Raw genomic sequence first — 11,753 nt, forward strand, 5'->3', positions numbered from 1 at the left:
TAATAGCGATTGAGTACCTTTCTAAGCCGCGCAAACACTGGCTTATTGCCCTGAAACGTCTCGTCACATAATTATTGCAATCATTTACCATTCGGGTAATTATCGAGCTCGCAGTAATTCAATTTACAATATTAAGAAAGAGACGTTCCCTCCGTGAAAAAAGAATTATCATTAATTGCGTTAAGTTTATTCGCCGCATTACCCGCCGTTGCAAGCCAGCAATCCGACAGCAAAGGGTTTATTGATGACAGCCATTTAGATCTGTTTTTACGCAATGCGTATATCAGCCGTGATTATCATCAGGGCCAGCAGGACAAAGCCGAATGGGGTCAGGGTATCGTTGCCACGTTCGAATCCGGCTATACCGAAGGGCTGGTTGGCTTTGGTGTGGACGGCATTGCCCAGTATGGCGTGCGTCTGGACGGCGGTCGTGGAAAGAGCGGCGCGGGCGGCATTGACTTCTTTAAACAGGAAGACGATGGCCGGGCTAAATCCGAACTGGCGAAATTTGGCGCCACAGCAAAAATGCGTATTTCCAATACCGTGCTGAGCTACGGTAACCAGCGTCCGGAATTACCGATTGTGAATGCCGACAATTCCCGTCTGCTGTTTGAAAGCTTTACCGGCACCATGCTGACATCAAAAGAGATCGCGGGTCTGGAAGTGAACGCCGGTTACTTCACCGATGAGCAGCGCAAAAGTGACGACCGCCACGACAGCGGCCTGAAGAGCCTCTCCTTTGGCGGTGCGAGCTACCAGTTCAACGACCAGTTCAGCGGTGCGCTGTATGCCTCTCATGTGGAAGAGGTGATGAACAAGCAGTACCTGGGAATGAACTTCAAACAGCCGTTCAGCACCGGGCAACAGCTGGTGCTCGATTTCAACGGCTATAACTCACGCCTGGATCAGCGCTACGCAGACAGCCTTGATACCGGACGCAGCAATAGCATCTGGAGCCTGGCGGCAAGCTACATCTGGGATATTCATACCTTCAAGGTGGCGTATCAGCAGAGCAGCGGCAGCACCGGCTATCACTATGGCAGCTATCGCGATCAGGGTGGCGTAGGTGACGGCGGCAATACCATCTGGCTGGCGAACTCCTACTGGTCTGATTTCAACGGCGAAGACGAGCGCTCATGGCAGGCTTCTTACGCACTGGACTTCGGCGGTCTGGGTTTACCGGGACTGAGCTGGACCACAGCTTACGTGCGTGGCGACAACATCAAGACCTCTGAAACCAGCAACGGTAAAGAGCATGAGTGGTTTAACCAGATCCAGTATCAGGTGCAGGACGGCCCGGCTAAAGATCTGAAACTGAAACTCCGTTACTCCGTCCTGCGCGTGTCCAGCAACGCCAGCGACTATAACGTGGGCGGGGATGAGATCCGCGCGTACGTGGAATACCCGTTTAACGTGTTCTGATTAAGCCCCTCACCCGCCCTTTTCCCTAAGGGAGAGGGCGCGAGTGAGGGTAAACACGTTTAGTACAACGTCTTCTGCGGCGGCCCGGCAAACTTAAGCGCGCCAATCTGTCCCATCCGCACTTCCACTACCGACGGTCCTGGCATGGCAAGCGCTTCGGTCATCACCGCGTCAAAATCCTCCGCCCGTTCGACGCTCCACGCCTGTAACCCCATCGCATGCGCCAGCTGCGTAAAGTCCGGGGTATGCAGCTCGTTATAATACTGGCGCCCGCCGAAATACTTATCCTGAATGCCGCGCATGACGCCGTAACCGCCGTCATTCATCACCAGCAGCGTCACGTTGGCCTTCTCCTGCGCCAGCGTTGCCATCTCGCCCAGATTCAGGCTTACGCCACCATCGCCCACCAGCCCCACCACTTTGCGTTGCGGGTTGGCAATCGCCGTGCCAATCGCCATCGGTAGCCCCATGCCGATGGCGCCTGCCAGCGAGTGAATGTTCATCAGCGGTCCGTTGGCGCGGAACAAACGGCTGCCCCACAGGCTTCCGGAAACGGTGATATCACGAACCAGCAGGCCATCTTGCGGCAGCGCGTTCTCGATGGCGTCGTTGAGCTTCGCATAAGCACCGCACTGCTCACGCAGCCCCGCAACAGCTTTCGCCAGCGCCTGCTGCACCTGCGTATCCCACTGCGCATCGCCCCATTCACGCCCCTGCGCTTTAGCCGCCAGCGCGGTTAACAGCGCCGCGCAGTCGGCCACAAGGGTTGTGTCCATCAGATAGTTGCGGCTCGCCGCCGCGGGGTCGATATCAATCTGGACGCGGGGATGCGGTAATTCAAGCGTCCACGAGCGGGTTTCGTTGCTGCGCAGGCGTGAGCCAGCGACCAGCGTAAAGTCGCACTGAGCGATCAACGCCTCAACTGACGGCGAGTTATGAAACGCCCGCAGGCTGGCGCGATGGCTGTCCGGCAGCACGCCGCGCGCGTGGGTGCTGGAGATAACCGTCACTCCCGCATCCGCCAGTTTTTTTACCGCATCAGCGCTACCGAGCGCTCCGCCACCCAGCCACAGCAGCGGCCGTCTGGCCTGTTTAAGCTGCGCCCACAGCGTGTCGACCACTGTCGTATCAACCGCGGAAACCGACGTCGGTTTCACCGGAGCGGTGATCAGCGACACGGGGATTTTCGCCCCCTGAATATCAATCGGGATCTCCACGGAAACCGGCCCGCACGGCGGAGTTTGCGCCTCCTGAATGGCCTTGTGAAGGATCGCTATCGCCTGGTTTGCGTTGCTGATGCGGTATGCCCGTTTTGAGCTGGCCTTCAGGAAGGTCAGCTGGTCGCGGGTTTCGTGGATAAAGCCGGTGTCGGCATCCAGCCAGGCTTTTTCCACCTGACCGGTGATGTGCAGCAGCGGCGTACAGGCATTCATGGCTTCCACCAGCGCGCCGACGGCGTTACCCGCCCCGGCGCCGGTACTGGTCAGCGCCACACCGAGCCCGGAAAAACGGCCGTGGGCATCGGCCATGGTGACCGACCCCGCTTCGCCACGTGCGGGTACAAAGCGAATATTCCCGCGCTGCCCTACCGCATCGGCGATGGGTAAATTGTGGATGGAGATGACGCCGTAGATGGCCTCAACCTGATACTGCTCCAGCGTTCTGGCGATGGCGTCGCCGACGGTTATCATTTCGCTCATTACTCACCCTTTCTCAGTCGCACCAGTGGTTGACGCTGTTACCCGTCGCCAGATAAATGCTCTTTTGCTGCATCCAGGCTTTCAGCCCCTGAATGCCCTTTTCGCGGCCCAGACCGCTCTCTTTAAAGCCCCCGAACGGGGTCGAAATTGCAAACACTTTGTAGGTGTTTATCCACACCGTGCCCGCTTCAAGCTGCTCGCTCAGGCGCAGGGCGCGCCCGGTATCCCGCGTCCAGATCCCGGCGGCAAGGCCATAAACGGAGTCATTCGCCTCACGGATCAACGCGGCTTCATCGCTAAAGGGCATCGCCACCAGCACCGGGCCGAAGATCTCCTCCTGACAGGCGCGCGCGCCGTTGGTCAGCCCTTCAATGATGGTGGGCTGGAAGTAACTGCCGTTTGCCAGCAGTGGATCGGCAGGACTCTCCCCGCCACACAGCACGCGGCCCCCTTCACGCTTTGCCAGTTCAACGTAAGCCTGCACGCTCTTGCGGTGCGCGTCGTTAATCAGCGGTCCCACATGGGTGCCGTCGGTAAAGGGATGCCCGACCCGCAGGCCGCGCGTTAATTCGAGCAGCCTCGCCATCAGCGGGGCGTAAAGGCGCTCATGGATAAAGAGCCGCGAACCGGCAATACAGGCCTGACCCGCCGAGCTGAAAATGCCGTAGCAGATCCCGCGCGCAGCCAGCTCAACGTCGGCATCTTCCAGCACGATGGTCGGGGATTTACCGCCCAGTTCCAGCGAGGCCGGGATCAATTTTTCCGCCGCCACGTGCGCCAGATGACGGCCCGTGGTGGTGCCACCGGTAAAGGAGATTTTTCGCACTTTCGGGTGACGCGCCAGCGCATCGCCAATCACCGAGCCTTTGCCCGGCAGCACGCTCAGCAGCCCGGCGGGTAAGCCTGCCTGCTCAAAAATACGCGCCAGCTCCAGCGCCATCAGCGGGGTGGCTTCGGCTGGTTTGAGAACCACCGCGTTACCGGCAGCAATGGCCGGCGCCACTTTCTGCATTTCGCTGGCAATGGGGGAATTCCAGGGCGTGATAGCCGCCACCACGCCGAGCGGTTCATATCGGCTGAGGGTAAGCACATCGGGCTGGCGTGGGGTCGGCAGTTCACCTTCCAGCAGCTCGCAGGCGGCGGCAAAATAACGCGCCGTGCCTGCCGCGCTCATCACCAGCCCCCGCGCTTCCGCCAGCGGTTTACCGTTGTCGCGACTCTGCATGCGGGCCAGTTCATCGACGCGGGATTCGATCAGATCCGCCACCTTATGCAGGATCTTCGCACGCGCATGCGGCAGGCTGTTACGCCAGGCAGGATCGCGCCACGCGCGCTCTCCGGCGTCGATAGCCTCCTGCAGATCGTCCAAGCTTGCCGCGTGGAGCGTGGCGCTCACCGCACCGTCTGCCGGGAAATGACTCTGCATCAGGTTACCGCCGCCACGCCGCCAGTTGCCGCCAATGAAAATGTTAAGTTCGTCCATCGTCGCTCCTCAGCGCTGCGTCAGTTCACGGCAGGCGCGAACCGCGCTGAGTGCCGCCAGGGTGGAGGTTTTGGGGTTGCTGGCAAGCGGTAGCCCGCTCAGCTCCAGATGGAACTCGCCAAACATCCCTTCGACGTGCAGCGTGTGGGTATTGCGTTGAGTGGCCGGGTCAACCATCAGTTGCACACGGGTATCATCCATCCCCACGCCGCCAAGTGCCACGGTCGCCGCCACGTTGGCGTTGGCCGGAAACAGTCGTGCCGCTTCACGTGCGCTGCCTTCAAAGAAGATCTGCGCCTCGGACACGGCGTTAAGATCGATAAGCTGCTCGGCATAGCTTCCACGCCAGCTGGCCGGGCTTTTACGCGACTGGTAGGTCACCTTCTCAAGCCCGCCCTCTTTTGCCGCTGCCAGGCCATCAATGCCCGCCACCGCCCCGGAGAGCAGCGTCAGCTTTCCGCCTGCGTTAAGCAGACGCTGTTCCAGCGCGCTGTCTGCCAGCGCGCCGGTGGAGATCACCGCCAGATGCCATCCACGGCGTAAAATCGCTTCCCCGTACTGCGCTACCGCCTGCTGGCTGGCACATTCCAGCACCAGATCGGGAGTATCCGTACATAATGCGGGCGAGGTCAGTGCCACCACCGCATCGCCAAACTGCTGGCGAATCGCGGCATGATGCGTCTCGCGCGCCACGATCCAGCCGATGGCAACCTGCTCGGGCAGACGCTCAATGACCGCCTGCGCCATGGCACCGTAGCCGATTAACATGATTTTTTTCATGATGTGTCCTTACAGATGACGGCAGAAGCCGCCGGAAACGTCCAGCGCCGCACCGGTGGTAAACGAAGCCAGCGGCGAAGCGAGGAACAGCAGAGCCTGCGCAGGCTCCTGCGGCTTACCGAGACGCGCCATCGGAATGCCGCGTTTGCGGGCAATATCCGCCGTCCACTGCGGCCAGCTCTGACTTTTATCCGCCCGGTTCTCAAAGCGACGCCGCCACTGGCCGGATTCCACCATGCCAAGCAAAATGGAATTCACGCGGATGCCCTTACTCACCAGCTCTTTCGAGAGCGTGAGCGTCATATTGAGCAGCGCGGCACGTGCTGCGGAGGTGGCAATCATGTGTTCCTCTGGCTGCAGCGCCAGCAGCGAGTTCACGCAGGTAATGGAGGCAATATCCGATTGCTCCAGCTGCAGCTGAAAAGCCTGTACGGGGTTAATCACCCCAAACAGTTTCAGTTCGGCTTCATGCAGCCAGGCCTCGCGCGGGGTGTCATTGAAGTGCGCCACATACCCCTGTCCGGCGTTATTAATCAGCAAGTCTGTCCCGCCAAAGCGGGACTTAACGGCCTGGGCAAAGGTCTGAACCTGGTCTGCGTCCAGCACGTCGCAGCGGTGAGAGAAAATCTCGCCATCAGGGAATTCGTTTTGCAGCGACGCATGCGCGCTGGCAAGCCGGTCCGGGTCGCGGCCACAGAACGCCACTTTTGCCCCCTCGCCCAGCAGCAAGCGCAGCGTTTCAAAACCAATGCCAGAAGAACCGCCGGTGACTACCGCTACGCGCCCGTCAATTTGTGCATTCATCGCGCACCTCTTCGTTGATACGTAAAAGCTGTTGATTAAAAAACGCGTCGTTATCGAGATAGCTGGCGTGCCCGGCCAGGGGAATCGCGGTAAACGGCATGCCGTAACGTAGCGCCAGCCCCTGAACCAGCTCAGGCTGGGTAATGGCGTCCTGCTCACCGCACCAGACTTCAAAGTCACCGGCGTAACGCTTCAGCCAGCCGTGAATATCGTCATGTGCCAGCATCCATGCGGCAGCGAGGTAGCCTTCCGGGCGCAGTTTGCGCATGCCCGCCGCAACGGTGGCAATATCGTCCTCACGCGCGCCCGGGCGTAATAATTTAGCGGCCCGGGTTTGCGCCAGGATCTCGCCCCCAAGCGCCATCTGCTGCTCCCGGTTACGCCAGACCTGCTCGCGCTGCGCCGGCTCGGCCTGGCCGTAACCCTGCGCGGCATCGGCCAGTACCAGATGCAGTACGCGTTCGGGATACTTCGCCGCAAAGGCGCTTGCCACCAGCGCCCCAAGCGAATGCCCGACCAGAACGACCTGCCAGACGCCCGCGCGGTCCAGCATGGCCGCCAGCGCGTCGGCGTAATCCCCCGCGTTGGCGCGCTCAACCGCCAGCATCGGGCTTTCGCCATAACCGGGCATGTCCCACGCCAGCACGCGAAAACCGTTCAGCGCCATCTGTTTATGCCAGGAGGCAGCGCCGGAGCTGATGCCGTGGAGCAGCATCAGCGGGATGCCGCTTCCCTGTTCACGAAAGCCCGTCATCGCGCCCCCTTAGTTCCGCTTCACTTTCGACAGCGGGTGATCGGCCGGATAGGTCGGGATTTCCGGCTTGTTGGTGCCGAGCATCACGCACATCAGCGCCTCTTCTTCACCATGATTGAACAGACCGCGATAGATGCCCGGCGGAACGGAGATCAGATCGCGTTCGCGCAGCACGGTTTCGGTGTAGTGATCGCCGTCCTGGATCATCAGCGTGATCTGCCCTTTAAGCATGAAGAACACCTCTTCCACGTCGTCATGCAGATGCAATGGTCCCTCGCACTTCGACGGCAGCACCATGGTGGAGAAGGTAAAGTGCTCAGCCGGCACGGTATTGGTATCGCTTGCCACGCCCGTTGCCCCGGTACCGATGTAGCGCATCTGCGCACGGCGGTATTTAGGATCGAAATCGGCCTGGAACTTCAGCGCGTTCCAGTCATATTTACGCCCTTCAAAGCGCGCAATGCGCGACTCGATCCACTCTTCCATGGTCAGATGGTCAGGTTTAATGCCTGGTTTTGCAGTTACGGTTGAATCAGTCATGACACTCTCCTCAGTAACGTCTCAGCAGCGGCAGTAACAGGACGCAGCCCACCGCCGCCATCACCGCCAGAAAAATCAGCCCGGAATCCATGCTGTGGGTGAAGGCGATCAACGCGCCCATCACCGCCGGCGACAGCGCGCCCGCAAAGTTTCCCAGCCCGTTGAAAATACCGCCCGCCGTCGCGCTCACCCGGGGATGGGTAGCCTTCGCCAGCAGTGCGAAAATGTTCGGCGCACCGGTGCCCCACATAAAGGTGCTAAAGCTCATCGCCGCGATAACGGCCAGCGGGGTATCAAGATGCATGACCGCCGTCAGGCCTAATCCCGCGCCAGCCATCGAGATAAAGCAGGCCACCGCGCGTTTATCGACCCGGTCAGAAAGCCATGCGCCAATCACCTCACCCGCCAGCATGGCAATAAACGGCATCGACGACAGCCAGCCCGCGTGTTCAAGATGAATGCCTTTCCCTTTAATCAGGTAACCCGGCAGCCAGCCATTGATTCCCCACAGGTAGGTGAGAAACGCGATGTTAAAGATGCAGATAATCCAGAAGTGCGGGCTGACAAACAGCTCGCGCCGCGCGGCACGTCGTTCATCCTGTGATTCGCGATCCGCAGCCGGTTTGGCACCCAGACGGATCCCGCGCAGACCAATGCGCACAAACACCAGCACCGGCACGGTGAGCATCGCCATCACAAAGAAGGTGCTCTGCCAGCCGAAGGCATTCAGCAGCCAGATAGAAAGAGGGAAGCCAATCGCCGCGCCTACCGGGGTACCCAGCAGCCACAACATGGTCGCTCGCGCCTGCAGATGCTGCGGGAAGTTATGCCGCACAATGGCAAACGCCAGTGGAAACAGCGGCCCTTCTGCCACGCCCAGCAAAATGCGCAGGACGATCATGACCGTGTAGTTATGGGTAAATCCCATGGCCACCATCAGCACGCACCACACCACCATCATGCCGGTGAGCAGGCGAAGCGGTGCAATCTTGTCCCCCAGTCCGCTTAAAAAGACCGATGAGAAGCCGTAGCTCAGCAGAAAGGCGCTCATCAGAATGCCGAGGCGCGTGGTGTCAAAATCAATGCCCATCGCCTGCTGGAAATGGCTGTCGGAAAAGAGCGCCGCAATGCTGATTTTGTCGAAAAATGCCAGCAGCACGCAGGCCAGCAATGACAGCGGGATGGCCCAGCGCACCGCTTTTTCGGGCGTGCGGGTGCCCTCACCGCTTGCCTCAACCGGCGCGGTGTTAGTCTCAAATGTGGTCATGTCTCCCCCTACGGGTGCGGGTTAGCTATCGCAATGACATCAGTGAAAAAGTCGGGTCAGCCAGCGGCACATCGGACAGATCCCTTCCGGCAGCCATCCAGCGTTTCGCCAGCTTGACGGTACGCGCATCGTTGAACGCCACCAACTGGGTCAGCCGTCCGTTTTCATCCAGTGAGAAAAACAGCGCATTATCCCGGGCAAGGGTTGTGCAGCCGGCCTGCGGAATACCGAGGATCTGAATGTTGTGCTGGTATTGATCCGACCACAGCCACGGCGCGTCGTCATAGCCGGGGGCATCGGGATTGAGCATCGCCTTTGCCGTGGCAACCGCCTGATTCTGGGCAAAGGCCCACGACTGAATGCACAGCCCATAGTGATGGTGCTGGGCCACATCACCGGCAGCAAAAATAAACGGATCCGACGTTCGCCCCTGAGCGTCCACCACGATCCCGCGCTCAGTCTGCAGACCCGCATCGCGCGCCAGCTCCAGATTGAGATCAACACCGATCCCGACGACCACGGCATCAAAGGTTTCACGCTGGCCGTCACAGTGAATGACCGGCAGACCATTGTTATCTTCAAGCTCCAGCGTTCCGCAGCCGGTGCGGATATCCACGCCCTGTTCGCGGTGAAGTGTTTCCAGCTGCTGCGATACCTCGGCACTCACCGAACGCATGCACAGCGCGGGCTGCTGCTCAAACAGCGTCACGGCGACGCCACATTTACGCGCGGAGGCCGCAATCTCCAGGCCAATCCAGCCTCCTCCGATAATCGCCAGGTTTTGACTCTCTGCCAGGCGCGCCTTCAGCCGCTGTGCGTCCTGCCAGTGGCGCAGGGTATAGACCTGCGGGTGGGCCGCCCATGCATCGCCCGGCAGACGCGCCCGACCACCGGTAGCGATTAAAAGAATGTTGTAACTAAGGTATTCACCGTTGCTTAAGCGCACCGTTTTGGCGTGACGATCGAGAGATTCCGCGCGCACCGGCCGGCACCATGTCAGGTCCAATGCCTGTTGCGCCGCTTCAGGAAAGAGACGCGGTAGCGGCGCGTCCGGCTCCAGTAACGCAGCCTTGGACAGCGGCGGGCGTTCGTAGAAATCCCACCCCTCTTCCGCCACGACGCAAATCTCGCCGTCGAAGCCTTCGTCACGCAGGGTTTTCGCCGCCCAGCCACCTGCCTGACCGCCGCCAATAATGACAATGCGCGAGGTCATACCGCCTCCGGCTTTTTCTGCTGACGGCGCGTGTCGTGGTCAATCCCACCCTCAACCGCCCACTCGGTGAACGACACCAGCGAATGTTCCAGCTCGCGCGGCTGCCAGTTTTCGGTGAGGTAATCATCGTTGGTGTAGTATTCAAACGCCCCGCCAGTTGGGCTGTTGACGTACCAGAAATAGGCCGAGGAGACCGGATGACGCCCCGGGCCAATAAAGGTGCTCCAGGCGTTTTTGTTCATCGCTATCCCACCACCGATCACCTCGTGAATGTCGCGTACGGTAAAGGCCACGTGGTTCAAACCCCGCTTACGGTTAGGCAGCTGAAGAAGGAACAGGTTGTGATGCCCGCCGCGCACGCCACAGCGCAGGAACACCGCACGGTTGATGTAGCGGTCAGACACCTGGAACCCAAGCACCTCACGGTAGAACGTCTCCACCGCCGCCAGCTCCTCCACGAAGAACACCACGTGGCCCACGTTAATAGGCTGGGCGCGCTCGTAGACCGGGCTTGGCGTGTCGATACGGCGGGCATCGCCCCACTGGTTAATCGGCTCGACGTTCAGCTCCACCGGCACCTGATGGCTGACCTGTACGCGCAGGGTCATGCCGTTCGGATCGCGGCACTCCAGCGCGTCGCCCACCTCACGAAAACCGGGCTGCTTCTCAAGCTTCGGGCGCAGCGCCTCCAGATCGTCCCGGGTGGCGACTGCCCAGGTCATCCGGCGCAACGTATTTCCTGCTTCAAACGCTGGCGGCAGGTCAGGGCTGTCGACAGGATTAAGCTCCACGCGCGCGCCGCTCAGGGTAGTAAAACGCTGGCCGCTGGCATCGCCCGTCAGGCCAAAATCACGCATAAATTTTGCGCAGTGCGTCAGGTTCTCGACGCCAAATTCCAGCTTTTCAATTCCGGTTATACACATCGTTCGTTGCCTCGTCTGGCCCAGATTGGGCGTAAAACATGCCCGACGCAATGAAGCGCCTGGCGTTAACCTGATGATTTAACTGGCCTGTGACAAATACCCTAAGAAGCCAGAAATTTTATCCGCCGCCATGCGGACATCGTTTTGCAGGCGCTCGCGATCGGTCTGCGGGATCTCCTCCGAAGGCACCAGAATGCTCACCACGGCCGCCACCCTTCCGCTGCGGTCATACACCGGATAAACGATGGAGGAGATGCCATGACGGAAGAAGGATTCGCCGATCACATAGCCGCGTGCTTTGTCCTGCTGCACCATCTGCCACAACGCTTCACGGTCGTGGATCTGGCCCGGCGTGTTGCCCGGCAGACGTTCGTGCGGGAACAGCTGTTCGAAATCGGCTCGCGAAATATCAGTCAGCAGCATGCGTCCCAGCGACGTGCAGTGCACCGGCAAACGGGTACCAATGCTCACCTGATTGATGCGAGAACCGGCGGCGCTGACGCGGGCGATATAGATGATGTCGCGCCCGTCGCGGATCGCCAGATGACTGCTGCACTGGCTGACGTCACGCAGCTGCTCGATGACCGGCTGACCGACCTGCGCCACATCCAGTGAGGCGATGTATTCAAAGCCCAGACGCAGGACGTTCATGCCAAGCGAGAAGGTATTGGTTCGCGTGTTGCGCTCCAGAAAACCCATGTATTCCAGCGTTTGTACCACGCGGTAGGCGGTGGCTTTCGGCATATCGACCAGCCTGTGCAGCTCGGCAAAGGTCAGTTCACGGTGCTGCTCGCCAAAGGCCAGCAGCAGCTGTAAGCCTCGCTCCAGCCCCGGCACCAGGTACTTCACTTCGTGATCGCTTGCCAT

General features: G+C 60.0%; 11 protein-coding genes. 1 reads left to right on the plus strand and 10 read right to left on the minus strand.

The annotated features are described in order from the left end of the window. Window positions 1–153 precede the first annotated feature (153 nt). Window positions 154–1,422 (plus strand): OprD family outer membrane porin, encoded by a 1,269-nt coding sequence (locus tag HV242_RS19340; protein ID WP_050737275.1) that lies wholly within the window; start codon window positions 154–156, stop codon window positions 1,420–1,422. A 59-nt stretch (window positions 1,423–1,481) separates the two neighbouring features. On the opposite strand, the gene HV242_RS19345 is transcribed toward HV242_RS19340, so the two are convergent. From HV242_RS19345 to HV242_RS19390, 10 genes are all read right to left on the minus strand, one after another. Next, on the minus strand, window positions 1,482–3,122 hold the full coding sequence (locus tag HV242_RS19345; protein WP_050737276.1) for a thiamine pyrophosphate-binding protein: 1,641 nt from the start codon (window positions 3,120–3,122) through the stop codon (window positions 1,482–1,484). A 13-nt stretch (window positions 3,123–3,135) separates the two neighbouring features. After that, a complete protein-coding gene (locus HV242_RS19350) occupies window positions 3,136–4,605 on the minus strand; it encodes an aldehyde dehydrogenase (RefSeq protein WP_181616862.1) in 1,470 nt (489 codons plus the stop codon). 9 nt (window positions 4,606–4,614) lie between these two features. After that, window positions 4,615–5,385, minus strand: coding sequence for an aspartate dehydrogenase (locus HV242_RS19355; RefSeq protein WP_020883712.1), 771 nt, complete (start codon window positions 5,383–5,385; stop codon window positions 4,615–4,617). 9 nt (window positions 5,386–5,394) lie between these two features. After that, on the minus strand, window positions 5,395–6,189 hold the full coding sequence (locus HV242_RS19360) for an SDR family oxidoreductase (RefSeq protein ID WP_032678938.1): 795 nt from the start codon (window positions 6,187–6,189) through the stop codon (window positions 5,395–5,397). Further along, on the minus strand, window positions 6,173–6,943 hold the full coding sequence (locus tag HV242_RS19365) for an alpha/beta fold hydrolase (protein ID WP_025203266.1): 771 nt from the start codon (window positions 6,941–6,943) through the stop codon (window positions 6,173–6,175). The genes HV242_RS19360 and HV242_RS19365 overlap by 17 nt, the downstream gene beginning before the upstream one ends. Before the next feature lie 9 nt (window positions 6,944–6,952). Further along, on the minus strand, window positions 6,953–7,483 hold the full coding sequence (locus tag HV242_RS19370) for a cupin domain-containing protein (RefSeq protein WP_020883709.1): 531 nt from the start codon (window positions 7,481–7,483) through the stop codon (window positions 6,953–6,955). 10 nt (window positions 7,484–7,493) lie between these two features. Beyond that, complete coding sequence (locus tag HV242_RS19375) at window positions 7,494–8,750, minus strand: MFS transporter (RefSeq protein ID WP_025203265.1); 1,257 nt, start codon at window positions 8,748–8,750, stop codon at window positions 7,494–7,496. 25 nt (window positions 8,751–8,775) lie between these two features. After that, entirely contained in the window at window positions 8,776–9,963 is a 1,188-nt protein-coding gene (locus HV242_RS19380) for an NAD(P)/FAD-dependent oxidoreductase (protein ID WP_050737278.1), read from the minus strand. Next, complete coding sequence (locus HV242_RS19385) at window positions 9,960–10,886, minus strand: VOC family protein (RefSeq protein ID WP_050737279.1); 927 nt, start codon at window positions 10,884–10,886, stop codon at window positions 9,960–9,962. The genes HV242_RS19380 and HV242_RS19385 overlap by 4 nt, the downstream gene beginning before the upstream one ends. Before the next feature lie 78 nt (window positions 10,887–10,964). After that, window positions 10,965–11,753, minus strand: a complete 789-nt coding sequence (locus HV242_RS19390) for an IclR family transcriptional regulator (protein ID WP_020883705.1) — start codon at window positions 11,751–11,753, stop codon at window positions 10,965–10,967.

It is taken from the genome of Enterobacter sp. RHBSTW-00593, from assembly GCF_013784105.1.
In the GTDB taxonomy this organism is placed as follows: Bacteria; Pseudomonadota; Gammaproteobacteria; order Enterobacterales; family Enterobacteriaceae; genus Enterobacter; species Enterobacter ludwigii.